Source organism: Streptomyces sp. NBC_01003 (genome assembly GCF_045162695.1).
Taxonomy (GTDB): Bacteria; Actinomycetota; Actinomycetes; order Streptomycetales; family Streptomycetaceae; genus Streptomyces.
In genome coordinates, this window is the sequence record NZ_CP108707.1 from 2,091,246 (window position 1) to 2,114,882 (window position 23,637).

Annotated in this window: 21 protein-coding genes, 1 tRNA gene and 4 pseudogenes; 18 read left to right on the forward strand and 8 right to left on the reverse strand. The window is 67.0% G+C overall.

The genetic code is table 11. The features are described 5' to 3' along the window. Positions 1 to 63 precede the first annotated feature (63 nt). Positions 64 to 1,191: pseudogene (locus tag OG698_RS09905) on the reverse strand (transposase); the annotation flags it as partial. A gap of 705 nt (positions 1,192 to 1,896) precedes the next feature. Between OG698_RS09905 and OG698_RS09910 the strand changes: the two are divergent. Then, the gene (locus OG698_RS09910) at positions 1,897 to 2,520 is read left to right on the forward strand and encodes a lasso peptide biosynthesis B2 protein (RefSeq protein ID WP_406102689.1); all 624 of its coding nucleotides are present in this window, start codon (positions 1,897 to 1,899) and stop codon (positions 2,518 to 2,520) included. 1 nt (position 2,521) lies between these two features. After that, positions 2,522 to 4,333 carry an asparagine synthase-related protein gene (locus OG698_RS09915; RefSeq protein ID WP_406102691.1) on the forward strand — a complete coding sequence of 604 codons (1,812 nt, stop codon included), beginning with the start codon at positions 2,522 to 2,524 and terminating at the stop codon, positions 4,331 to 4,333. On the opposite strand, the gene OG698_RS09920 is transcribed toward OG698_RS09915, so the two are convergent. Both OG698_RS09920 and OG698_RS09925 read right to left on the reverse strand, forming a co-directional pair. Next, entirely contained in the window at positions 4,317 to 5,618 is a 1,302-nt protein-coding gene (locus OG698_RS09920) for a hypothetical protein (protein WP_406111747.1), read from the reverse strand. The two genes, OG698_RS09915 and OG698_RS09920, sit on opposite strands and share 17 nt — an antisense overlap. Positions 5,619 to 6,118: 500 nt before the next feature. Next, positions 6,119 to 7,219 carry a M4 family metallopeptidase gene (locus OG698_RS09925; protein ID WP_406102693.1) on the reverse strand — a complete coding sequence of 367 codons (1,101 nt, stop codon included), beginning with the start codon at positions 7,217 to 7,219 and terminating at the stop codon, positions 6,119 to 6,121. A gap of 675 nt (positions 7,220 to 7,894) precedes the next feature. On the opposite strand from OG698_RS09925, the gene OG698_RS09930 reads away from it, so the two are divergent. The 4 genes and pseudogenes from OG698_RS09930 to OG698_RS09945 all read left to right on the forward strand — a co-directional run. Continuing rightward, positions 7,895 to 8,773, forward strand: a complete 879-nt coding sequence (locus OG698_RS09930) for a peptidoglycan-binding protein (RefSeq protein WP_406102694.1) — start codon at positions 7,895 to 7,897, stop codon at positions 8,771 to 8,773. 205 nt (positions 8,774 to 8,978) lie between these two features. Then, positions 8,979 to 9,671, forward strand: a complete 693-nt coding sequence (locus tag OG698_RS09935; protein WP_406102695.1) for a transglycosylase SLT domain-containing protein — start codon at positions 8,979 to 8,981, stop codon at positions 9,669 to 9,671. Between the two features lie 23 nt (positions 9,672 to 9,694). Further along, positions 9,695 to 9,937 (forward strand): annotated as a pseudogene (locus OG698_RS09940) (peptidoglycan-binding protein); the annotation flags it as partial. Positions 9,938 to 10,045: 108 nt separating this feature from the next. After that, positions 10,046 to 10,333, forward strand: a pseudogene (locus tag OG698_RS09945) (M23 family metallopeptidase); the annotation flags it as partial. A gap of 51 nt (positions 10,334 to 10,384) precedes the next feature. Here OG698_RS09945 and OG698_RS09950 read toward each other — a convergent pair. Continuing rightward, positions 10,385 to 11,506, reverse strand: a complete 1,122-nt coding sequence (locus tag OG698_RS09950; protein WP_406102696.1) for a DUF2235 domain-containing protein — start codon at positions 11,504 to 11,506, stop codon at positions 10,385 to 10,387. Between the two features lie 22 nt (positions 11,507 to 11,528). Beyond that, on the reverse strand, positions 11,529 to 12,419 hold the full coding sequence (locus tag OG698_RS09955; RefSeq protein ID WP_406102698.1) for a DUF6424 family protein: 891 nt from the start codon (positions 12,417 to 12,419) through the stop codon (positions 11,529 to 11,531). A 272-nt stretch (positions 12,420 to 12,691) separates the two neighbouring features. On the opposite strand from OG698_RS09955, the gene OG698_RS09960 reads away from it, so the two are divergent. From OG698_RS09960 to OG698_RS09975, 4 genes are all read left to right on the forward strand, one after another. Continuing rightward, on the forward strand, positions 12,692 to 13,222 hold the full coding sequence (locus tag OG698_RS09960; protein ID WP_406102699.1) for a hypothetical protein: 531 nt from the start codon (positions 12,692 to 12,694) through the stop codon (positions 13,220 to 13,222). Between the two features lie 98 nt (positions 13,223 to 13,320). Beyond that, positions 13,321 to 14,073, forward strand: coding sequence for a hypothetical protein (locus tag OG698_RS09965; RefSeq protein WP_406102700.1), 753 nt, complete (start codon positions 13,321 to 13,323; stop codon positions 14,071 to 14,073). Between the two features lie 410 nt (positions 14,074 to 14,483). Further along, entirely contained in the window at positions 14,484 to 14,792 is a 309-nt protein-coding gene (locus tag OG698_RS09970; RefSeq protein WP_406102701.1) for a transposase, read from the forward strand. Between the two features lie 193 nt (positions 14,793 to 14,985). Continuing rightward, complete coding sequence (locus OG698_RS09975; RefSeq protein WP_406110945.1) at positions 14,986 to 15,231, forward strand: transposase; 246 nt, start codon at positions 14,986 to 14,988, stop codon at positions 15,229 to 15,231. 461 nt (positions 15,232 to 15,692) lie between these two features. Here OG698_RS09975 and OG698_RS09980 read toward each other — a convergent pair whose 3' ends face one another. Next, positions 15,693 to 16,043, reverse strand: a complete 351-nt coding sequence (locus tag OG698_RS09980; protein ID WP_406102703.1) for an HNH endonuclease — start codon at positions 16,041 to 16,043, stop codon at positions 15,693 to 15,695. Between the two features lie 110 nt (positions 16,044 to 16,153). Then, positions 16,154 to 16,573 carry a hypothetical protein gene (locus OG698_RS09985; RefSeq protein WP_406102704.1) on the reverse strand — a complete coding sequence of 140 codons (420 nt, stop codon included), beginning with the start codon at positions 16,571 to 16,573 and terminating at the stop codon, positions 16,154 to 16,156. 262 nt (positions 16,574 to 16,835) lie between these two features. On the opposite strand from OG698_RS09985, the pseudogene OG698_RS09990 reads away from it, so the two are divergent. The 4 genes and pseudogenes from OG698_RS09990 to OG698_RS10005 form a co-directional block, all read left to right on the forward strand. After that, a pseudogene (locus tag OG698_RS09990) lies at positions 16,836 to 17,280 on the forward strand (SAM-dependent methyltransferase); the annotation flags it as partial. A gap of 222 nt (positions 17,281 to 17,502) precedes the next feature. Further along, positions 17,503 to 17,826, forward strand: a complete 324-nt coding sequence (locus OG698_RS09995; RefSeq protein WP_406102705.1) for a hypothetical protein — start codon at positions 17,503 to 17,505, stop codon at positions 17,824 to 17,826. Between the two features lie 100 nt (positions 17,827 to 17,926). Beyond that, a tRNA-Ser gene (locus tag OG698_RS10000) sits at positions 17,927 to 18,000 on the forward strand. Between the two features lie 189 nt (positions 18,001 to 18,189). Further along, on the forward strand, positions 18,190 to 18,621 hold the full coding sequence (locus OG698_RS10005) for a hypothetical protein (protein WP_406102706.1): 432 nt from the start codon (positions 18,190 to 18,192) through the stop codon (positions 18,619 to 18,621). A gap of 325 nt (positions 18,622 to 18,946) precedes the next feature. Here OG698_RS10005 and OG698_RS10010 read toward each other — a convergent pair whose 3' ends face one another. After that, positions 18,947 to 19,432 carry a hypothetical protein gene (locus tag OG698_RS10010; protein WP_406102707.1) on the reverse strand — a complete coding sequence of 162 codons (486 nt, stop codon included), beginning with the start codon at positions 19,430 to 19,432 and terminating at the stop codon, positions 18,947 to 18,949. Positions 19,433 to 19,830: 398 nt separating this feature from the next. Here OG698_RS10010 and OG698_RS10015 point away from each other — a divergent pair, with 398 nt between their 5' ends. The 4 genes from OG698_RS10015 (at position 19,831) to OG698_RS10030 (ending at position 23,594) form a co-directional block, all read left to right on the forward strand. Next, the gene (locus OG698_RS10015; protein WP_406102708.1) at positions 19,831 to 20,133 is read left to right on the forward strand and encodes a hypothetical protein; all 303 of its coding nucleotides are present in this window, start codon (positions 19,831 to 19,833) and stop codon (positions 20,131 to 20,133) included. A 33-nt stretch (positions 20,134 to 20,166) separates the two neighbouring features. After that, the gene (locus tag OG698_RS10020) at positions 20,167 to 20,406 is read left to right on the forward strand and encodes a hypothetical protein (protein ID WP_406102709.1); all 240 of its coding nucleotides are present in this window, start codon (positions 20,167 to 20,169) and stop codon (positions 20,404 to 20,406) included. Positions 20,407 to 20,412: 6 nt separating this feature from the next. Further along, positions 20,413 to 20,652, forward strand: a complete 240-nt coding sequence (locus OG698_RS10025) for a hypothetical protein (RefSeq protein ID WP_406102710.1) — start codon at positions 20,413 to 20,415, stop codon at positions 20,650 to 20,652. Positions 20,653 to 20,909: 257 nt separating this feature from the next. After that, entirely contained in the window at positions 20,910 to 23,594 is a 2,685-nt protein-coding gene (locus OG698_RS10030) for a SpoIIE family protein phosphatase (RefSeq protein WP_406102711.1), read from the forward strand. Positions 23,595 to 23,637 lie beyond the last annotated feature (43 nt).

Consider the following 23,637-nt stretch of genomic DNA (forward strand, 5'->3'; position numbering starts at 1 on the left):
TGGGCGCCGGGTTCCAGTTCACCGGTGTGGGGTCCAGGTTGTCGAGACAGTCGAAATGGCTGGTCAGCCTGGGTCCGGAAAGCGATGCAGCTGGTTGATCGCCGGGGTAATGACGCCGGCCCACGGCCACCGGGTGGTGAAACGGAGCCCATCGGCGGCGGCCGGTGACTACGGGCTGGGCCGCGGCGGTGAACAGCCACAGGCGCAGGCGCTTGGGGTTCCCTCCCAGCGGCGGGTGTCGTCGGTCGGGGCGAGCATCGGCATCCAGGCCAGATCTGATTCTGCGTCCGGTCGTGCAGGGGCAGGTTGCGGAAGCCGGGTGTCGCGGGCGTTTCGGATGCGGTTCTCGCAGCGGGCTCGCCTGCGGTGTCGCAGTTCCAGCTCGGCGAGCTGACCGTCCTTGGTGTTGGTCGCGAAGCACGTCAGGCGCAGTCCGTCGACGTCGATGAAGCACAACTGGGCGCCGGGGTGCGGCCGTTCCTTGCGGACGATCAGCCGCCCCCTGGGTCAAAAACAGAGGTGTGGCACATCGGTGAACTCCGCACCCCAGGTGCCAGGCCGCTCGGTGACGCCCGAGTCATAGGCTGGTGTCCACGCGCGTTTCGGGATCTCCAGCCCGGCCTGGTGGATGGCGTCGGTGGTGGTCATCCCGACGGAATAGGACAGCCAACGGCCCCGGCGGGAGAGCCAGTCGAGGATGCCGTGGGTGCCGCCGCCGGAGTCGGTGCGGATCAGCGTCTGCCGGCCCCGCCGCATGCACTTGGGAAGTGGAGCCAGCGCGAGCCGGGTGGTTTCGACGTGGTCGACTGCGGGGTTCGAGCCCGCGTTACCGGGCCGCAGCAGGGCGGTTACCGGTTCCCCGGACCCGGTCCGGCCACGGTCGATGAACGCGACGAGCGGGTGGTGGCCGAAGATCTTCTTCCAGGTCGCGGTGGCGCTGCTTCTCGGAGTGCACGACCAGCACACCGTCGATGGCCACGATCACGTTTCCGCCGACGGCATGGACCGTTCGCTCCGACCAACTCCCAGTCTCGCACCCATACTTCGGCAAGGGCAGAGCGGTTCGCTGCCGGCGCCTTGGGACCGGACGCGACCAGGGCGCCGATGAGGCCGGAGAAAGTCGGATCGGGCCACCGGACCGAACACCTCGGGCTCGGCCCGCACCATTACCGCGTCCGCCAGGCAGATCCCGCTGGCGGACCTCGGTGGCAGCCCTGTGCTGCTACCGCCCGGGCCAAGCGAGCCGGCTGATCTACCGGCCGCGCAGCCATCTGCTGCTCAAGGATGCACGCAAAAGCTTCTCCTGGAAGGACTACCGCGACCTGCTGGTCCGGGCCCACATCCAGCTCGACGACGGCCCGATCGTGGTGGTCTTCACTGCTGCCGAGGGCAATGGCCAACACCGCGTTCGACACACCCAACGACCTCGAGTCCGCACACTCCGCCGCGAGTTACGCAAAGTCCCAATCAGGCCCCACCTCGTCGACGGCTGCCTCATCACGAACTCACTGCCCTCACACCACCGACCCCACCCTGAAACCTCAGTAGCCACGACGTCCGTGGCGGAGGGACACGATGCCGGAACGCACGGACAAGGCAGTCCTGCGAATCACTCGTGCTTCGCAGCGCGGGCGCCGGCGGTCCAGTTGCGGGGCATTCTTGGCAGAGTAGCCTGAAATCAACCAACGATACCCGACCAGGAGGTAGGCCATGTTTGCTCGACTGCTGCGACGTCGTATGCCGCGTGGGCTTGTCTTTATCGGCAACGGCCGTCTGATCCGGGGCTTCAGCGGCAGCCACTACGACGGTCACGGATACCTTGGCTGAAACACCGTCCACAAGTCGAACCGAGTCCGCCTCAGAGCCGCCGCAGTAGGCGACATTGGAGGATGTGCGGTGGCAGAGGAGACCGATGCCCTGGTGGCCATGGAGCGGATCCTGTCACCGCATTGCCGGGTCACACGGACGTCCGGCGGAGCGCTGATCGCGGACTGGAAGCGGACGCGATTTCTTGGAATGGCGACCGCGGACATCCAGAAGTTCGCCGACGAAAGCTCCACGGAACGCGCCGAACTCGTCACCGGTCTTATCCGTGCCCGGTGCGTGACGGGCCGGCAAAAGGAGCATTCCAACGTCGAGGTCGGGCTCTGGCTGCGCGGAGTGCATCTACTGATCCGGACCATCGGATTCGGGCGCGTCCTTCGGCTCCTGTCCCTGGCGGCCCCGGACTATGCCCGAGCAGATCCCGCTTCCGCGGAAGACGTCGCCTCGCTGAAGCGGGCGGTGCACTCGTACGGCCGCAGAAGCTGGTGCGTCAACGACGACTGCAAGGCCGAGGCCGTGACAGCTTTTGTCCTACTGCGTCGGCGCGGTCTGAAGGCCGTCCTCCACGTAGGTGCGCGCGAGCACCCGTTCGCCTTGCACGCCTGGACGTCTTCGGCCGACGTGTGCATCCCCGACGCCGATCCGCGCGGGCACGCGTTCACTACAGTTCTCTCGATCAACGGCGGAGGCCACTGACGTGGAAGCACTCCGCCTCGACTGGGCCGGGAGCACACCGAAGCTCTCGGCAGCCGGGGCCATGGCCGAGCAGGGGCTCGTGACGACGGTCTCCTCACAGACCGGAACCGCGGTGGTCGCCGGCTGGGTCGGCTCGGTCCGGGACCGCATGGCGGGTGCGCGCCGGCTCCTCGACGACTTCAGCCGGCTGGGAGTCGCGTCGCGTCTACCGACCGGCGACTACGCGGCTGTCCTGGTGTACCGCGACCGCATCCTGCTGATGCGGGACGAGCAGGCACGTATCCCCCTGTTCTTCAGGGAGGCCGGCGGCCGTGTGAGCGCGGTGAGTACCTCGGTGCGCCGCCTGGGCGCCGGAGCGGAGCTGGAACGTCGCTACTTCTGCCGGTACCTGACCGGGAACACGGCGCAACCCCACTCGGAACTCACCCCTTTCGCCGGGGTGCACCGAATACTGGGCGGCGAGGTGGTGGAACTTTCGATCACGGGGCAGATGCGCGGTCGGGTGCCGCGACACGTCCGTGAGGCGGAGGACCTGTCGGTACCCGGAGCAGACAGTCCCCGCTTCAGCGGCGCCGCGAAGGATCTGCGCCTCGCGCTGGAGAACGCTGTCGGGCGCCGTATGGGCAGGACGACGGCGTGCCACGTCTCCGGCGGCACCGACTCCACCAGCGTCGCGTTGCTCGCGGCACGTCTGCTGGCCGCGGGACAGGACCGCCCTGGGGACCTGGTCCTGCTTGCCGGACGCTTCGGCAGGGGAGAACTGGCCGAGGAACAGCCGTACCTCGACGAGGCGATGGAAGCGATCCGCCGTCATGTGCCCGCGGCCCACCCGATGATGATCGATGTCGATGATGTGGCCGACTTCGACGACTTTCGGCACCACGCGGGGGACGCGGACGAGCCTCATGCGCACGCCTTCCGCGCCCCGTTCTGGAGCAGGCTCCATTCCGCCGCGGCGGAACTAGGCTGTGACACCCTCCTGACCGGCTGCGGGGCCGATCCGATTGCCGACGCCAACCCGCTTCACCTGCACAGGCTGGCCCGCACAGGACAGCTCCGGCAGATGACGAAGCAGGCACGTGCCTGGGCCACGGGCGGCGAGCGGGGCTTGCGGGACGTCGTCTCCGCCTACGTAGTGCAGCCGACTCTGCCGCTGGCCGCCGAACGGCTCACCGCGCTCGTCCAGCGCCGGGGAACGGTGCTCGGCGGCCTCGGCAACTTCACCCGCCCCCGATGGCTGCGATCCGGATTCGCGCGGGCTCACGGCTACCGTGAGGCCAGCGTCGCGGAGAGCCGCTTCGTGTTCGGACGCCGGCCGGAACAGTCGCTCTACGACGCGGCCAACTACATCGCCGCTCCGGACCCGCTCTCCTGGCGCCGCGCGCAGCAGGACGGATTCTTTCTCTCGCACCCCTTTCTCGACCCGGAGGTCGTCGCCACGATGCGCCGCCTTCCCGCCGAAGCCACGTTCCGTCCGGGCCGTCCGAAGGCGGTCCTGCGCGAGGCCATGGCAGATCTGCTCCCGCCCCGGATACTCGGCCGAACGGTCAAGGTCCCCTTCGACGAGCTCTACGCCCTCGGCTTGCGGACACACGGCGACGAACTCGTCGACCTCTGCCGCTCCGCGCGGCATCCGCTGATCGCGGAGATGTTCGACGTCGAGACGTTGTGCCGGGCGGTGCGGGAGGCGCAGCTCGGCATCGGGGACTCATACTCCTGGGATCGTATGAACAGCTCTCTCGCCCTGGTGGTGTGGCTGGAGAGATCGGACCAGCGCTCCCGCGCGCTCATGCCGGTCAGTGCCGGCCCTTGACATCCCACAGGGTCCGTTCGATGGGGCCCTGCATGGAGTCGATGATGCCGTACCGGCTTTCCGACTCGCGGTCTTCCGATTCGCTGTTGACGCGGTTTTCCTCGCCTTTTCGCCTGATGGCTTGCAGCAGGCCTGCGCCATGCACACCGAACTGCCAATAGACGGTGACGTAACGGGTGTCCCTGGTATACGCGGCGATCGCGTTGTTCTCGGATACCCGGCCGCGGTAGACGACGTTGTCGACGTCCTTCGTCGCCCTCACCCAGTCGGGCACCTGGCCGTCGCTCCAGGAGTACCCGGTCAGTTGCATCTGCGACAGGCCGAGTCTGTCCTTGCGTGCGAAGCTCCCCTGGGCGTAGAACGCCAACTGGTCGTACGGCGTGTCCATGGGCAGTTGCACGACCGTCTGGGTGACGAACGTGTCACCCGGCTCGATCCAGTGTCCGGCGGGCGCCCATGGCTGCGCCGCCACCAGTTCGCCGGGCTGCTGGATCTCCCGGCGGGAGAGCGGGTGTTTCTCCTGGAATGGCCGCCACTTCTCGGCATCGTCACGCCACTGCTCGCGCTTTCGGTCCGTCGCGCTGATCTGCACTCGTTCCCCCATGGCGTGGAACTCGGTGCCGAGCACGTAGAAGCCCACGTCGCTGCGGTTCTCGGCCCTGATGTCGACCGGCAACGCGAACGCCTTGCGGTCCTCCCTCAGCACAGGCTTTCTCACGGTCATCGTGATGAGGGGTCTGGCGCTGTGCTGGTACGGCTGGTAGAGACGCTCGTAGCCGAAGTTCGCCATTGCGATGAGCCCGGTGGCGATCAGCGCCGCGGCCACCCGCTTCGGAGCGGGGATCTCGACCGATGTCCGCCACACCGCGAAGACAGCCCAGGCGCAACCCGCCGTGATCAGGCACCACAGCACCCGGTAGGCCGTGGAATCGACGTCCTTGAACGTCATGAGCAAAAGCGCGGCGTTGGTCAAGAATGCCGCGACCGTGCCGATCAGGGCGACCGTTCCCGAGTAGGGAATGCGGTTTCGGAACCAGTGGTCCCATGCCGCGACGGCGCCCACCAGTGTGGTGACCGAGACCAGGATGAGGATGGCACCGGTGATGCGACCCGCGTAGGTCAGGGCACCGCGGATGTCTTCGATGCCGAGCCAGCCCAGCGGCAGCCCCGTCAGAAGCAGAACCACCAGGATCAATGCCAGGGTCGCCGGTGACCGCCTGTTGCTCGTCGGGACCAGCAAATCCCGCAGCCAGGAGCCGACGCCGGGCCAGAGGGGAACCTTCACGTGGTCAGCTCCCGACGCTGCAGGACGATGCGGGAGAGCCGTCCGCTCCGATGGTGACCGCGACCAGAGACACACCCAAGCCGGCTGGTGCAAGGTCCCGCCGGACGGCACCGGCGTACGCCAACTGAACCCAAGGAGTGTCTCCTTCGAACGTCACTGGGGCTGCACGGACGGAGCGCCGTCCGGCGAGCCCCTGCCGGCTTACTTCCTGTGGCGCTTACCTCGCGGTGGCGTCTCGGAGCATCCGATCCCCGCAGCGGACCAGGAGAGCTGGTGCTGCGCCGGGACTCGAGCACCATCGTCCGTGGTGATCATTCGGATCACCATCCGAATGCCGCCGGACGGCCTACACGAATGAGTCCCCTTCGGGCTCCGGACAGGAGGTTCGCTGTCGTCGATGCTGCGGCGAACGAGGAACTCGTGCTGGTCCTAGTCGGCGGGGATGCGTGCCCAGCCGTAGGTGCAGAAGCCCATCGGGCCGATCACGCAGGCGCGCAGTTCTACGGGGACACTGGCCGACTCAGCCCGTGCGTGGGTACGCCAACCGCATCCCACGCCAGCAGTACCGCATCGTGCTCCTGCGGCCCGTAGGCGGCGGCGGCGTCCGCGGTCAGCCGTGCGAAGGACGTGAAGTCGGCGTCGCCGGCGAGTTCGCCACCGGTGAGCACGTCGTACCAGATACGGCCGGCACCGTCCCAGGCGTGGCCGCCGAGCTGAGTCGCGGCGAGGTAGAAAGCGTGGTTGGGGATGCCCGAGTTGATGTGCACGCCGCCATTGTCGGCGAAGGTCTGCACAAAGTCGTTCATGTGGGCAGGCTGCGGATCCTTGCCGAGCTCATCGTCGTCGTACGCGGTGCCGGGCGCCTTCATCGAGCGCAGAGCGACGCCCTGTACTCCGGGGCGCAGCAGTTCCTCTCCGATCAGCCAGTTCGCTTCCTCGGTTGTCTCGTCCTTGGCGTACTGCTCGACCAGGGACCCGAATACGTCGGACAGGTGCTCGTTCAGGGCTCCGGACTGGCCCATGTAGGTCAGGTTGGCGGTGTATTGGGTGACGCCGTGGGTGAGCTCGTGGCCGATGACGTCGGGGGACTGGGTGAAGTCGCCGAAGATGCGCCCGTCCCCGTCGCCGAAGACCATCTGCTCGCCGTCCCAGAAGGCATTGTCGTAGTCCCGGCGGTAGTGAACGCTGGCGTCCAGCGGGAGGCCGGCCCCGTCGATGGACGAGCGGGACAGGGTCTGCAGATAGAACTCGAAGGTGGCTCCAAGGCCGTCGTAGGCTTGATTGACCGAGGTGTCCGGTGCGTCGGCCTCGCCCTCTCCGCGTATCCGTCTGCCGGGCAACTCCTGCCGGTGCTCGACGTCGCAGACGGTGCGGGCGGAGTGGTCGGGGCCTCGCGTCGGCAAGGCGGCGGTCGGGCCGATCTCGGCCGTCAGCCTGCGTTGGACGCGTTGTGCCGCGTCGAGCGCAAGGGTGCGGCGGGCAGGCTCCTGCACGGCCGGGTCCTCAGCTCGGGCCAGCCGGTTGAGCAGATGCGGTGGCACGATCGCACACGGCGTCGCGGCCACGGACCTGAGCAAGGAGCCTCGGATGTCGTCGGTCATGGGATGTGCTCCGATCGGTGCGGTAGCGCACCTCATCCGCCTGACGCTCGCGTTTTTCGCCGGTGGTGGTACGCGTGCCGACATTGGATTGAAGTGGTTGACGAACAGCGTCACCGTCTTCTGATCCGAGACCCTTATGTCCACCCTCGAGGACGTCCCGTAAAAACGTGCTGCCGGTCCGTCAGATGCTGGTACGAGCCGTCGACGCCTGCGACGCGCGTTAGGCGCTGCCCCCGCGATACTGGGTACCGACATACTCAAGGAGGTCGACGGGATCAACTACCTGAAGAGCACGCACGTCCGCCTTGAGATGCCGCGGCGCGAGGACGTCTTCATATCGAAGGCGGCCAATTGCTGTGCCGAGCATGGAGTTCTCTCCCTGGAGGAGAAGACGCTTCCGGTTTCAACGGGCGATCCATGCGCGCGCCTGGTATGGCATCAGTTTCCGCCCGTCGCCAGAGGCCTGCAACTCAGCGACCAGCAGCTCCGGCCGTTGCCCGTCACTACAGCCAGGTCTCACCGAGGGGGCGGCATTGGCCTCGGCGCCGGCACCGAGGCCAATGCCCTGAAATCCAGGCCGAGTTGGCGCAACTCGGCCTGGATTTCGGGACGAGGCTCGACAGCCTGAGACGTTTCCGGTCGCGCGATCAGGCCTATCTCGGGCATCCTGCTGACATGCCCGAGATATGGATGCCGCAGGCCATCAAGGTGGACCTCGGCGATCACGCGCCGTGTGACCCGGGGTTTCCGCCGAAGGCGATCGCGCATATCACAGCGGACCTCAATGCCACCGTGGAAGCCCCGCAGGATCTCGTGCCCTTCGCCCGTCTCAAGACCTTCTTCACCCACGATGGACAAGGCCTGGCACCGCATATCCTGTGGGATCCCTTCACCGGCGCGTTCGCCCAGTTCCTCCCTGCCACCTCCCGCAGCAAAGCGCTCGCAGATTCACCCGGTGGTACCCGCACCAACCGCGCCGGCGCAGTTGTTCTCCAGATCGAAGCGCTCTTCTTCCCCAACTGCCGCGCCGACGGCCGAGTATGCGCCAAGCTGACCGACACCCCCTGCAAGGGCTGGAGCGAACTCAACACATGGGTACGCTCCTGGGGCGTGCCGGACACCTGGCCCATGGGCCGCCCGACCGACTTCGTCTCGGCCCGCTCACCGGAGGTCTGGAGGTCCCGGGGCGGCTGGTACGCGCACGCCCATGTCCCGGAGAACAACCACATCGACCCCGGGTCCTGGCCCGCGTTCGTGCAGGAGCAGCCGGGCGAATCGGGCGGGGGGGACGCTGATCGTCCGGAGTTCGAACCGTTCCCCGGTCCATCCTTCTTCCAAACCGGACGGAAATCGCCGGTCATCGCCGCGATGCACCGTCGGCTCGTGGCCGAGGACTGCAACCGGTACCGGTCCAGCAGCAACATCTCTGTGTGGGGGGCGGGTGACGCAAGGTCCTACACCGCCTGGCAGAAGAAGCTGGGCTCCTCCGGCAGTGCCGCCAACGGCATCCCTGGCAAAGCGAGCTGGGACAGGCTGCGCGTCCCCAACGTTTGACGGCAATCACCCAGGCCCCGCGGCGGACTTGGCGCGTTGCTCCGTTTGCGGGACAGGTCCGGTCGGCGCACGCTGGAATTGGAGCGCAATAGCATCGCGGAGCAAGAAAAGTTCGCGCGGAGTACCCATGCATGGGTGTTGTGCGAAGCCTGACCGGGGCTGTGCGAAAGCTGACCGATCAGCCTCCAAGTCGAGGAGGAGCACGATGGTCTCCCTTTCGAACGTGCGATTCGGCAAGACCAACAATGACGTAAAGGCCTTGCAGAGCGCACTGATTGAAGCCGGTTTCAGTATCCCTTCAGGAGCCACAGGCTTGTTCGGCCCGCAGACGAAGTCCGCCTACGCTGCCTGGCAGCGGTCGATCGGCCTCAACGGCTCGGATGCTGACGGAATCCCCGGCTGCTCCTCCCTGAGGAAACTCGGCGCCACAGCCGGGTTCAGTGTGGATTGTCGGCATACCGGGTCTATCGCCAAGAGTTCCGTCCTGTGCACAAAGAATTCAGGGATCAGCAAGGACAGGGACACCGCCCGCACGTTTGCGCTGGAGGCGTGCGAGCGAACAGGCGCCCCCACGGAATGGGTCACCGGGGTCGGTAATGACGCGAACCTGCTCACCCTCATACAGCGGGAGTCGAGTTTCGATGCCAACGCGGTGAATCAGAACGACGTGAACGCCACGGGGTCGCGGCAGGTGGACGGAGCAAGACTCAACTGTTCCCGCGGGTATGCGCAGGTGATTCCCGATACCTTCGCTGAAAATCACCAGGCAGGTACGACGAACCGGATCTATGACCCGGTTGCGAACGTCGCAGCTGCCATCAACTACATCTGGCGGAGATACGGAGACATCTCGCGGGTCCAGCAGGCAAATCCACACCTGCCGCCCCATCCCTATTGAGCCCTATTGAGGAGAGAGTCATGCCTGCGCAAGAGCCTTTCCCTGGAGCTGAGTTCTTCCATATAGGCCGACGCAGTTCGATCATCACTGCCATGGGGAAACGACTTGTCGCGGAAGGGTGCGGGAAGTACACGACGGGCCCAGGCCCCGTGTGGACCGACACCGACCGCCGGTCCTACGCCGCCTGGCAGCACAAGATCGGCCTCTCGGCGAGTGACGCCGACGGCATACCCGGCCGGCAGTCCTGGGACCGGCTCCACGTCCCGGCGACGAGTGGCGCGGGTGGGCGCGTCTCCTCTCCCGTGCCAGGACACACCGTGACAACCTCGTACCACAAGAAGGGACCCCACTGGAGTCTGGGGTACCACACAGGTGCGGACTACGCTGCCCCGAAGGGTGCGTCCTGTGTCGCCGTCGTCAGCGGTACCGTTCGCGTCGGGCACGATGGCAGCTTCGGCAACTACCTCGTGCTGAGGTCAGGCGGATTCGACTACTGGTACTGCCACCTCTCCCATCGGGACGTCAACGGTGGTTCCGTTCGGGCAGGGCAACGGGTCGCCGAAGTGGGCTCGACCGGGAACGCCACCGGACCCCACCTGCACTTCGAAAAGCGCCCGGCTGGTGGACGTTTCGGGTCCGACGTGACTCCCAGCTGGTCGTGACTCCCAGCAGGACGGCTGACCATGCCGGACAGGACGTCCTGTCCGGCATGGTCAGCCGTCCTGCTGGGAGGGCTTGGTCCAGTCGGGGTCGGCCCAGCGGTGTGGCTCGGTCGGATCGGGCAGATCCGTACGGTACTTGGGGTCTCGCTCCAGGCGGAGCCGGACGCTTGTGTGCAGCACGGCGTGCTCGGGTACGCGGCGCGAGCGCCGGCCGGCCAGGATCCAGAACGGGCCGTTGTGGTGGATGGCCGCGTCGGCGAACTCCTCTCTCACCGCACAGGCCTCGGCGTACGCGCCGGGGCGGAAGACGAGGTCCTGGCAGACTCCGTCGGTGATCCACTTGAGGGTGATCGTCGAGAGCAGGGGATCGCCCTTCTCATGGGCGAAGGTGCCGCCGACATCGGAGTGGACGCCGGCGAACCAGACCTCCTGCGCAGTGTCGCGCAGCGGCTCCGGCCGACGTTTCACCAGGAACTCGCGGAAGGGGCGCCGCTTCTCGTCGAGGGAAACGGCGTGGCGGATGCGGGCGGCGTTGGGGAGTTGGTGGGTGTAGGGCCACTGCAGATCGCCCAGGCGGAGGATGCCCGCCGCCTTCACCGTGTCCCAGACTCCGAGATAGGCGACCGGCAGCGCGTAGTGGGAGACCTGCCGCGGATCGTTGCGTTTGACCGCCGCCCACAGCGGCTCGCGGTCGGTGCGCCGACAGAAGGCGTGCGAGAACCGGGCCACCTCCCGCTCGCTTTTGTCGATGTCCTGGTTGAAGGCGTACTTGGCCACCGCGTAGGGGACGAGATTCTCCGAGCCGGTCCGCATGAGTCCGGGCTTGTTGAGCATCCCGACCAGCGCGCGGGCGGTGTAGGCCCCGCGGCTGAAACCGAAGACGTACACGAGATCGCCGGGCTCCCAGTGCCGCATCAAGTACGTGTACGCCTCGGCGAGGTTGGCCCTCAACCCGGTGCCGAAGGCGAGACCGCCCACACGGGACAGCCAGCGATCGACCGGACCGCGGGCGGCGGCCGACGACATGGTGCCGACGCCGGGGTCGTAATACAGGAGCTGGCGCGTGGGGTCGTCCGTCTCCAGCATTTCGAACAGTCGCACCACGTTGGTGGGGTGGCGAGCGCCGACCTGATTACTCGTCCCGTCGAGGCAGATGACGATCCTGCGCGCCATATCGGCTCCTCGTCCGGCGGGTCTAGCGGGGGCCTCGGCCGTTGTGGCGCGCCCGGCCCGCGGCCAGGGCGCCGGCCGCGGTGCGTCGTCCGGGGTCGATCTGCTCGGCGAACGCCTGGAGCGCAGCGGAGCTGTTCGGCGGCAGGACCGCCATCAGCCCCTGGTCCTGCGCCTCGGCCAGGGTGTCCGCAGCTCTGCTGCCCTCGGGGACGTGCACCAGGCGGACGTGTCCGTCTCCGGAACCCCGCCGGTCCACCGGAGCGACGGCGCCATGGGTACCGTCGGGCAGGGTCACCCACAGTTGGAAGTCGTCGTACCGGACGAAGTCCGCCCCCTTGACGGGCCAGGGGTAGTGGTGCTCGCCGGGCACCTTGGGCAGAATGCCCTGGTGGTTGCCGTGAGTCATGGGCACACATGCGTTGAACAGCGAGTCGGTCCACGCCTCTACACCGTCCGCGTCCTTGATCGGGGTGCGCAGCAGTGCCTCGGCCTCCTCGTATCCCAGCGCGGCGAGGGCCGGCAATGTCAGCGGGAAGGCATCGATGAGTTCGGCCGCCTCCCGCCTGAGCCGGTCAACCTTCACCGGCTCAGCGCAGAACTGCATGCTCCACTCGATGCCCACCCGGGCCCGGTACATCCGCCATCCGCCCGCTCCCTTGACCCAGAGGCTGCCCCCGTGGTGCATCTCCCAGTGCTCGGAGCCGGCGGGCCGGGACCCATACGGCAGATCCGTGTCGCTGATCTCGTCGAGGATCTTGTGCGCCGTCTTCTTCGCTGCGCGGAAGAACGACGACTCGAAGCGTTTGGGGTGCTCGACCAGCCGTATCTTCCAGGGATGGTTCTCCGACTCGATCCCGCCGGGCTTGAGCGAGTCGGGAATCGGGGACGACGCAAGGGAACCGGCTCGGGTCATGTCTGACCTCCACGTGCCGACCGCGGTCCGTGTCCGGCCCACGGTGCCGAGTGCCCCCGTCTTCATCCTCCGCCAGCGGTCCGAGGTACGCCAATCCGAGCAGCCAATGAACCAGCAGTGGTTCGTTGGACCGGACGGTAGAGATCGAGAGGTCTGCCGCTGCCGACGATGTCGATCAGTTCCCAAAGGACCTGACGGTGCGTCGGGATCGAGTGGCGGCTCAGCTGGTGAAAGGACCGGCTTGGTGGTGCTCAGCGCCGACCCGCCTGAGCTTGCCACTCCCCCTGCGGGACGAGCAGGATCTGGGAGCGAAGTACCGGCTGCGTTATCGCTGCACGGAGCTGCGGCCACTCGACGCCGCCCTGCTCACCTACGGCCCGATCCCCGGCAGACCCCGCCTGCGCCACCTCGTCGCCGGCCTGTACGAGACCCAGGGTCCGGACAACGTCCTGATCATGGCCAGGATCTCCTCGCGGCGGTCGGGCCTGAATCATGTTCTCGGCCACCTCCTGCGCCTTGGCCGGGCCGAACATGCCGGGCTGGTTCGCCACCAGCTTCGCGTTGCCGGGGAGGTTGCCGGTGAAGCCGCCGACCAGGACGTCGGAGGTGGCTCCGGGTGCGCCGGCGATGACGCCGACCTCGTCACCGCCACAGTCACCAACTCACCCCTGACGAACGGGAGGATGGCGGTGGCGAACGCACTGGCGCTGCTCGCCGACAAGCCCACCCCCAAGATCGCCACGGCCCCGCTCGTCCTGGTCACCGAGAAGAACCTCGACCACGCACCCCCGTACTGCGCCTGAGGTGTCTGCCCGTCGGATCCGATGCGGCCCTGGGGTGGTATGGATATCCTGGAAAAGAAGGATTCATGATCTTCTGAGACGCGTGCAGGAGCGATGCAATGGACCTGCTGCCGGTCGAGATCAAGGTCAACATCGAGGGCGACGTGGCGGGGGCACTGTCAGCTCTCGGCGGTTCGCACAGCGCGCTGACAACGCGTCGAATCTGGTTCGCCGAGGACCGGGACGGTGTCGCCGAGGGGCGGGTGCCGCTGCTGGACGACGGCGTGATCGTGCGGTTCAGGATCGGTGGCAGTCGGGACGACCTGACCGTCAAGTTGCGTCCGTGCACCCGGGAGCAGCTGGTCGGCCGGTTCACGACCCAGTTCGAGACCACGCCGTTCACGTACCGGATCGAGGAAGACTGGTCGCAGGACAGCAGGGTGTTGGCTGCCTCCTTGGTGCACGATCACCCGCCGGGCGCACTGTCGGGCGCGGTGGAGCCCGGGGCCGATCCCGCCGCGCCGATCGACGAGGTGCAGGATCAGTTCCTGCACGCCTGCGCCCCCGCCGTCCGGCTCAACGGGCTGGTCGCGCTGGGCCCGGTCTTCTCGACGAAGGCCGACGACGTCACGCTCGAAGACCTGGACGTCGACCTGGAGGCGTGGTCGGTCGCCGGCCTGGAGTTCCTGGAGGTTTCGATCCGGGTGAAGCCCAAGGACGGGGACGACGCCGCGGAGTTCACGGCGCGGGCCGAGCGCAAGCAGCGGAAGCTGGCGGAGGCAGTACGGGAGCGAGGGGTGGCGCTCTCCGAGCACCCCGAGAGTAAGACCCGGCGCGTCCTCACTGCGCTGGCGGAGGCCGGGCGTCGCTGACGCGGTACCGGATACGGCGACGGTTCCGGGCCGGGCCGGAACTGTAGGGGCAGTTCCGGCCCGGCGGCCTCTGGCAACAGTGGCTCCAGGATGCGTTCCGCATACAGCGCACCACGGACCGCACCCCCTCCTGCCTGAGCCTCGTTCGCCGGCTTTGCGCCTTCGTCGACGAATGCGCTGAAGCGAGATGATGGCCCCGTATCTCGTGGTGGTCTCGCCGGCCCATAGGCCGCCGCTCTGGGGAACGGTCAAATCTGTGTGCGGGACCCGATGTAGTCGAACCAGCCTCGTTTCGCGTAGGCAGTCCACCGTGTGGCGTTGCTAAAGCTCGTGCCGGTGAGGTCGGCTGGGCTTGATCCTCTTTGACGGACATCCGAGATCAGGGGTTCTGCCCCGGGAGGATGTCCATCATGGAGAGCAGGGGGAAGAAGAAGCCTCGGCCTCGCCGTTCGTTCACGCCGGAGTTCAAGGCCGAGATCGTCGAGCTGTGCCGACGTGGTGACCGCTCGGTCGGCCAGGTCGCCAAGGACTTCGATCTGACCGAGACAGCGGTGCGGTTGTGGGTCAGCCAGGCCGAGGTCGATGCCGGTGAACGGGACGGGCTGACCAGCAGTGAACGCGAGGAGTTGACCGCGTTGCGGCGGGAGAACCGCCGGTTGCGGGAGGACGTGGAGGTCCTCAAGCGGGCCACGGCTTTCTTCGTGAAGGAGACCCGGTGACGGTGCACCCGTTCATCGAGGCGGAGAAGCAGAGCGGCCACAACGTCAAGCGAGCGTGTGAACTGCTGCAGGTCTCCAGAGCCGCCTTCTATGCCCGCCGCACCGGCACTCCCGGCCCGCGGGCAGTCCGCGATGCCGAGCTGACCGAACAGATCACGCAAATCCATGAGCACTCGCGCGGCAATTCGCCTCTCTGGCAACCGAGTTGGACATCCGGCTGTCGGTCGGCCGCACCGGACAGTGCTGGGACAACGCACTCGCCGAGTCCTTCTTCGCCACCATCAAACGGGAGTTGCTCGACACGAGCACCTGGCCCGGCCGGGCCGCCGCTCGCACCGCGATCTTTGATTTCATCGAGGGCTGGTACAACTTGCATCGTCTGCACAGCAGCCTCGGCTACCGCAGTCCCGCCGACTACGAGACCGCACTCGCAGCCTGACCACCACACCAATGGTGTCCGTCAAAGCGGAACAAGCTCAACAGGAAAGTTGATCAGTGGGCCTCTGGCTTCGCCGATCAGCGGGCCGATCGACCAGGGCGAGGTGTCAGGCCGAAGGCATGCAGAGCACGCGGAAGGGGTGCCCTCCCCCAACTGCGGAAGGGCACCCCCAAGGACAGTCAGCGGTGGTCGTAGCGGTGGTGACCCCAGCGGCCGTCGCGGTCGCCGCGCCCGAAGCGGCCGTATGTCGGGGCCCGTGGACGAGACGTGGACGGGACCTGGGGGTATCGCCGCAGGTGAGCCGAGGAAGATGGCGAGGCCCTTGGGGGGGGGATGCCAGGGGCCTAACGGTGGACGGGGCACGCCGCTCATACTCGCGCAACAGGTCCTCGGTAGGACGACTGCCGATCGTCGAGCCGATACTCGCAGCGAGCCGGAGTACCGAAGTCGTACGTGAGCTGTTACTCGGTGGTAAGACCGTTCAGCTCACACAGAGTTCGGTGGTAGCGCAGGTATGCCTCATCGATGCGATGGCCGGCGTGTCGGCGAAGGTGCCCCAGCGGCTCGTCCCCGTGGGCCTGCCTCACAACGCCGTCATCATCGATGTAGATCTCCAGGCCGTCGAAGAGGACGTGGTGGTTGGGGCATAGGCAGAGCAGGTTCTGCAGCTCATCCGGACCGTCATGTGGGGACCCGAGGCCACGTATGTGAGCAGCCTCGCTGTAAGGCCTGTGCTTGTACTGCAGGCGGGTTCCGTACACCTGGCAGGCGCGCCTGACGGCGCTCGCGCACGGCGTTCCTTCCAGTGCCACCGGCGACCGTAATGGCGTACGGCCGGCTTCAACTGTCCACGGTCGCCACGCGAACAGCCGTCCTGGGGATCTCAGCTCCCCGCGCAGCCATTCAGAGCCCCTCTTGAACCTCAGTCCGGGAGCAGTTCCTCGGCTCCGGGGGCCAGTTCGAGGGGGACCTGACGAACGGATCCGGATTCGACGACGAGTACGTCGGGGATGTGGTCTTCATAGAAGCGCACATAACCGATGGCGCCCAAGGTCGTTGTCCGCGCAGCGATCCACTGGAGGAGATGCCGCAGGCGTGCGAAGTCGTCCGGGTGCACCTCCTGACGTGCCAGCAAGGAGCAGCCTCGAGGCCCGCGCTGGAGCATGCCGACCAGCGCCCCACCGATGCGCTGCGCGGGGCCTGTGCCGGTCAGTAGCGGATATTCCTCATCGCCGTCCGGTTCCTTGTCTTCTGGTGCCCCGCCCAGGTGCCACCGGAGCAGACCCAACTCCGCGGAATCCGGGAGATCCAGGGCCAGCTGGAGTTCGTAGAAGTCGCCCACGCAGCAACGCTAGCGCTTCGGTTGGTCGCCCCTGCTCGCCGGGGCAGGATCAACGGGTGCGCCGGTGCGTGGCCTTGGGAAGGACGCGTCCGATCAGAGGTCCTCAGCTGGGCACCGTCACCGCCATGAGATTGCCGTCCCCAAGGTGCAGCCCCCCTGGCCAGGAGTGATTGCGTGGCCGACAACCGAGTCTCCCGTCCTGATACCGATCCAATCATCAGAGTGCCGCTCCTGAGGAGATAGAAGGAGCCCGCGGTGGCTCGCCGGCGCCGTGAAGGCGGCACGTGTGCTGCGTCCAGGGGGACGGCTGGCGATCTTCGGGCACGTGTACGAGCCGCCGGCCGAGGTGGCCGACCCGTTCGCCGCTGCCTTCCGGCGGGCGGCGCCCGACTCCCCGCTCAACGGCCAACCGGCCCGACGCCCGCTCGACCTGTACCAGGCGGCATACGCGAAGTTCGCCGACAAGATCCGGGAGACCGAACAGTTCAAGAAGCCCGAACAGTGGCGATTCAACTGGGAGCAGTCCTACACGCGCGACCAATGGCTGGATCTGCTCCCCACCACCGGCGGTCTCACCCAGCTTCGTCCCGATCAGCTGGCCGAGGTACTGGATGCCGTCGGGGGCCGCCATCGACTCCCTGGGGGGACGCTTCACGATGAACTACACCACCCTGGCCGCGACCGCCGTACGCGTCGGCGCCTCCTGAGTCCATCCGTCACGTCGCCGCCGACCTAGGATCAACGCGGCCGTTCAAATCTCTGCCGGGCGCAGGCGCAGTGCGGCCAGCCACGTTGACGGCCATCTCGGCGAGGAGTTGCTAGCCGGGCGGGTTGCCGATGGCGGTCCAGGGGCCCCGTGATCGACGTGATAAGGATGAGGCCACAGGTTCAAGTCCTGGGGCCGGCGCCCACAGGCTAGGGTCGGCGCGATGATTGACTACGACGCCTACGGCACGAGCGCTCACACACCGACTGCGTTGATTCGCCTCATCAGCACGTCCTTCGGAGTGCAGTTCGTTGAGCGCGAGAGTGATTACCGAGGCGTCTACCACGTAGCCCAGGCCGGTTGTGGCAGGATCGAGATTCAGCCCAACACCATCCCTGGTGACGACCACTCGGTCGATCTCTACGCTCCGGAACACCCCATGGTTGGGACGCTGTTGTTCACCATCACCAAGACGCCGGACGACGAAATGCGTGACCGCCTGAGTAACGTAGACGGGCTTGTCTTGCTGGATCGCGAAACAGTCTGAGCGCTGCGGGCGAGCCGCAAACGTGCCAGATCTAGCAGGCAGCCACGGGGAACTCAGGTGGCTGGCAGGGGAAGCAGCCGGCATCTGGCGATGTCGGGTTGTCGCAGGTCGTGGCCCGCCTCGCTCCACCTCGCTCCCAAAGCGGGTGTCGCAGGTTCGAATCCTGCCGCGGCGCCGGGTCAAAGGCCCACCACCTACCGATTTCGCAAGGTGTGCCCATTGCATCCAAAGCTGAGTGCTGCCTGTGTTTGACGCCGACGCTACAACCAGTGCTAGAGGCCGAGGACAATGGGACTCTCGCCGTGGAGCCGCCGGAGCGTTAGATTGAACGCGTTCAAATATCAAGAGCGCGGGGGGTGCTGAGTGTCCATCGATGCGGTTGCCGATCGCAGGGTGGGGCGTGTGCTGGGGCGGATGGGGCGGTGTGTATTGACGTATCTGCTCCTTCACGGCGCCGCGTGGCTCGCTGTCTCGCAGACGGTCTGGTGGGACGACACGTTCCTGGAGATCATGGCGCTGGGGATGGGCATGTTGCTGTTCATTGGCATACCAACCTTGCTCATCGCGGTGTGCGCGGTAACGGTGCACCGCCGGATGGATGTGGTCCGGTTTCGCATGCTGCTAGGCATGTCGCTGGTCCTGTGTGCGTGGCCGCTCCTCGCCACCAGTGCGTCCGAGCCACTGTTCTTCCAGGTTGCGGCGCAGATCGCTTTCGCTGGGTTGATACCTGCGCCGCTCTTTCCCGAGGACTGGGTGGGGGAAGCCGGCCGGCAAGGGCCCGGTTCAGAACTCTGACCGCGCCAGATCGCTGGCTCACGCGGCCTGTGCCATCACGTGGCCGTGGGCGACGTCGCGGCGTTCGGCCGGACGGTTCCTGCCGCGGGCGAGGCGCCGGGACATGCATGAAGGTAATCGCGGCCCAGGTAATGAGCGATTCGCTCATCTCGGGTCGTGAGTGGGCCGCGCGAAGGGGCTCAATGGTGACCGACGTCGACAACCAGTGACAGGTCAGCTACCGAGGCGCACCAGGAACTGCCAGGTCATGGGACCCCTGACCATACTGGTTTCCCCCATGGGGTGGCTGTCAGGCACGATGGGGTGTTTCTCCCCAGTCGAGGGCTCAGTCCTCACCCACCTGCAACAACACCACAGTGAAGTGACGGCCAGTCCCCACGACGACACCATCGAAGGTGTGCCGGGTGACCGGGTTCCACGCCCGTTCTCGGGGCGAGAGGTCGCTGATGTTCGTGTACCAGACCGCCTCGTAGCCCAGCAGGCGCACGACACGTTCCGCCGCTCTATGAGCGTGGGCGCGGTCACCGCGTCCTGAGCCCGGGAACACGAGGTCGTAGGACGCCAGGTAGGTCAAGAGCTCCACGGCGCGCTCAGCGTCGATCTGCGATAGTGCGTCCTGGATCTCTACCGGTATGTCTGGGCCGACTGCGCCGGCCACTGCATAGTGCTTCCAAGCCTCTTCGGCCTGGGCGGCCACTTGGCGGACGAGTTCCGGAGCCGATCCGTCGGTCTCGTCGAACGCACGGCCGAAGACGCCCTCTTCTCGCGACAACGAGCCCGTAAGCACACGCAGTTCCGAAGCTATGTCCACCGTGCCAGTCTCTACCGGGTCAACGCCGACCAGGCCACCGCTGGACCGCATCCTCCGATCAGGCGGGGAGTGTCTCACTGCGCGACAACGCCGACGAGCAACCTCGGACGTGCACGGATGCTTGCGGACCATCAACGCTCGTAAGAGACGTGCGAACCCTAGGTAGCGGCCTCGCTCAAGTCGCTTCGGGACGAAGCGGTCGTGTGCCACAGCCGTGCCACATCGTGCGGTCAACCACGGTCAACGACAGCTCTGCGCAGTCGAGATGCGCCGTTCACCTGGGCTGCCTGTGGGGCTCGTAAAGTCATCGCTGCTGGTGGGACTTCGCCCTCGGTCACACCGTCGAACAGGCCGCCCGAGCAGGACAGCCTCCCACCGGCAGACCGGATGACGAGCCGTTGGCCGGGGTCCGCAGCCGTCTGGCCACGGGCTTCCGTCCCCACAGCACGTACGAGGTCGCGGAGGCGTCCGCGGCCCTCGCCCTGATTGCCACCGGCCTCGGCAACGCCGTCCTCCCGGACTCCGTCTGCTCCGTGCCACGCGAGAACGTGGTCTGCCAGGAGATCGAGGACGCGTTCCGCGTTCCGCGTTCCGCGTTCCGCCGGCCCTGGCGCACGGACGACGACTCTCTCAAAACACCGAGCAGACGTTCTCACAAGAAACTGGACATCCCTGACGTCTTCCGAGCGGGAAAGCAATGAATGCACAGGAGGAGCGCCGCGAAAATCACCGGAGTGGAAGCCATTCCCTTCGAGATCCCCTATCGGAATCCGCTGAAGCGGCACCTGCGCCTCCTCGTCGACGAGTACGGCGGTCACCACAATGAGCATCGGCCTCACCGATCACTCGGACAACGATGTCCCGATGGTGCCGGCGTGCCGGAACCGCCCGCTGCCGATGGCCCGTCGCGTGTCATCCGGCGCGACCGCCTTGGCGGCCTCATCCATAAATACGCGCAGGTCGCGTACGGGTGATGAGGGTTGTCGGCACGCACAGGCCAGGCGTCCGCCCGCGAGCGCGGCCGTCACGGCGGGCGACCCAAGGTCGTCGACAACGACATGGCCGACTACGCCCGCGCCCTGCGCGCCCAGGGTGTTCCTGTCCCACTGATCGCGTGCAAGCTCGTCATCCCCTCGGGCAGGAACAAAGGGCGAGCACCCCTCGGTTTCGCCACCGTCTGCCGCCTCCTCGCCGAAGCCGACGGCAACGCCGACGAGTGAATTGGTGGGGCACTCAAGGCTTCAAGATCATCTCGCTGTCTCTTAGGCGCGGCACATCTCGGTCACACCCCTACCCGGGCGCCCCACAGCAGGGCAGAAAACAGTGCTAGAAAGTGAATATGAAGGGATTTCCTAGCCTAAAACGGCATGAGTCACACCGTCTCTTCGCCGGCCCCGCGTCTGGTCAAGGTGAGTCCGCGGGCTCGGGGCTGCGCTCTCTGCTGAATCTGCGCAGCGTCGCCGGGCAGGTGTTCGTTATGCAGGTCGTGATCGTGGTGCTGCTGGTTGCGGCCGCGGTGACGGCCCTGGTGCTCCAGGCGGGGCGCGACAGTACGCGGGAGGCCGCGCGCCAGTCGCTGACCGCAGCAGAGGCGTTCGCGAACGCCCCGGGCACGGTCCAGGCCTTGAACACCAAGGATCCGACGGCCGTGCTGCAGCCGCGTGCCGAAGCGGCCCGGAAGCGGGCTGGGGTGACCTTCATTGTTGTCCTGGACACCAACGGAATTCGCTATACGCACCCCGACCCGAAACAGATCGGGAAGAAGTTCATTGGCACCATCAAACCGTCGCTGGAAGGCCGCACCACCATCGAGTGGGCCCGCGGGCTGCCCCTGGCCGAGGGCAGCGGGCCGGTCATCCAGGCGGTGGTGCCGGTGACCGATGACCGCGGCTCGGTCGTCGGCCTGGTTTCCGCCGGGATCAAGGTCCGCAAGGTGACCGCCCTTTCGGCACGGCAAATGCCGATCATTTTCGGTGCCGGGGCGGCCGCGCTCGCCTTGTCCACTCTCGGGACGGCATTGGTGGCCAGGAGGTTGCGTGGGCAGACGCACAGTCTGGGCCCGGCGGAGATGACGCGGATGTACGAGCACCATGACGCGGTGCTGCACGCGGTCCGGGAAGGGGTACTGATCATCGGTGCCGACGGGCGGCTGATGCTGGCCAACGACGAGGCGCGGCGGCTGCTGGAGCTACCGGCGGATGCGGAACAGCGGCAGGTGGCAGAGCTGAAGTTGGATGCGGATACGGCGCGGCTGCTGGCGTCGGGTGAGCCGACCACGGATGAGGTGCATCGCGCGGGGGACCGATTGCTGGCGGTCAACATGCGACCCACTGCCCCCTACGGCGGTCAAGCAGGCTGGGTGGTGACATTGCGGGACACCACGGAGCTGGCAGTGGTTACCGGACGGGCGGAGGTGGCGCGGGAGCGGTTGACCCTCTTGTACGACGCGGGGGTACGGATCGGTACCACGCTGGACGTGGTGCGCACCGCGCAGGAGCTGGCGGACGTGGCGACCCCGCGGTTTGCCGACATCGTCACCGTCGATCTGCTGGAGTCGGTGGAGCGGGGCGAGGAGCCGACCAGGACGGCGAGGATGCGCCGTACCGCAATCAGCGGGGGGTCCCAGGAACGGGAGGGGATCTACCCGGTCGGAGAGCTGATCACCTACTCGCCGACGGCTCCCCAGGCACGGGCCCTGGAGACAGGGCGGGCGGTGGTGGAGGACGACCTGCGACAGGCCCGGGGGTGGCGGGAACAGGACCCTGACGGGGCCAGTAGGGCCCTGGAGCGCGGGGTGCATTCGCTGGTGACGGTGCCGCTCCAGGCGCGTGGTGTGGTGCTGGGGACGACGAACTTCTGGCGCACGGGGGATTCGCCCCCGTTCAAAGAAGAAGACCTCTCCTTCGCAGAGGAGCTGGCGGCGAGAGCGGCGGTAGCCATCGACAACGCCCGCCGCTTCACCCGGGAGCACACGATGGCAGTGACACTGCAGCGGAGTCTGTTGCCGCAGGGGGTACCGGAACAGGACGCGCTGGAGGTGGCCTGGCGGTATCTGCCGGCCGAAGCCGGGGTGGGCGGGGACTGGTTCGACGTCATCCCGCTGCCGGGCGCCCGGGTGGCACTGGTGGTCGGTGACGTGGTCGGGCACGGATTGCACGCGGCTGCGACGATGGGGCGGCTGCGCACTGCGGTGCAGAACTTCTCCGCCCTGGACCTGCCGCCGGACGAACTGCTCGGGCACCTGGACGAACTGGTCACCCGCATCGACAACGACGAGAGCACCGGCGACAGCCCGCAAGGCCGGCAAAGCGAAGCGGTCACCGGGGCGACCTGCCTGTACGCGATCTACGACCCAGTCACGGGAGTCTGCACGACCGCGCGAGCAGGACACCCGGGCCCGGCGGTGGTGCATCCGGACGGGACCGTCACCTCTCCGGCAGTGCCCGCTTCGCCTCCTCTCGGCCTGGGCAGCCACCCCTTCGAAACCACCGAGCTGCGCCTGCCCGAGGGCTCACGACTTGTGCTGTACACCGACGGACTGATCATGAACCGCCACCGGGACATCGACACCGGACTGGCCCTGCTGCACCAGGCCCTGGAGGGCGCGGGGCGGACTCCAGAGGAGACATGTCAGGCGGCGATCGACGCGATGCCGTCGGCGCACCCGTCCGATGACATCGCACTGCTGGTGGCGCGCACCCGGTTGCTCGACCCGTCCCGGGTGGCGCACTGGGAGGTGCCGCCCGACCCGGCGGCGGTGGCCCCGGTCCGTGCGGAGTGCGGGGCGCAACTGCAGGCATGGGGGCTGAATGACATCGGGTTCACCACGGAACTCATCCTCAGCGAGCTGATCACCAACGCCATCCGGTACGGCTCGCCGCCCATCAGAGTGCGGCTGCTGCACTACCGCAGCCTGATCTGCGAGGTGTCGGACGGGTCCAGCACCTCGCCACATGTGCGGAGGGCAGCGACCACGGATGAGGGCGGCCGTGGGCTGTTCCTGGTGGCGCAGTTCGCCCAACGGTGGGGCACGCGGTACACACCGGGCGGCAAAGTCATCTGGGCCGAACAATCGCTGCACGACGGCGCCGCTGCCCCAATGAGCGACACACTCACCGAAGCACTCCTCGACCAATTCGACGATCCCACCCTGTCATCTTGACCCGGCCCTGAAGGACCGGGCTTGGAGGTAGCGCCCAACTGGC

Excerpts from the sequence above, each read along its gene's own strand:
- OG698_RS09970 (WP_406102701.1), top strand. The coding sequence starts at position 14,484 with ATGGAGAGCAGGGGGAAGAAGAAGCCTCGGCCTCGCCGTTCGTTCACG.
- OG698_RS09925 (WP_406102693.1), bottom strand. The coding sequence starts at position 7,219 with ATGACCGACGACATCCGAGGCTCCTTGCTCAGGTCCGTGGCCGCGACG.
- OG698_RS09955 (WP_406102698.1), bottom strand. The coding sequence starts at position 12,419 with ATGACCCGAGCCGGTTCCCTTGCGTCGTCCCCGATTCCCGACTCGCTC.
- OG698_RS09935 (WP_406102695.1), top strand. The coding sequence starts at position 8,979 with ATGGTCTCCCTTTCGAACGTGCGATTCGGCAAGACCAACAATGACGTA.
- OG698_RS09930 (WP_406102694.1), top strand. The coding sequence starts at position 7,895 with ATGCCCGAGATATGGATGCCGCAGGCCATCAAGGTGGACCTCGGCGAT.
- OG698_RS10030 (WP_406102711.1), top strand. The coding sequence starts at position 20,910 with ATGCAGGTCGTGATCGTGGTGCTGCTGGTTGCGGCCGCGGTGACGGCC.
- OG698_RS09950 (WP_406102696.1), bottom strand. The coding sequence starts at position 11,506 with ATGGCGCGCAGGATCGTCATCTGCCTCGACGGGACGAGTAATCAGGTC.
- OG698_RS09965 (WP_406102700.1), top strand. The coding sequence starts at position 13,321 with ATGGACCTGCTGCCGGTCGAGATCAAGGTCAACATCGAGGGCGACGTG.
- OG698_RS09995 (WP_406102705.1), top strand. The coding sequence starts at position 17,503 with ATGATTGACTACGACGCCTACGGCACGAGCGCTCACACACCGACTGCG.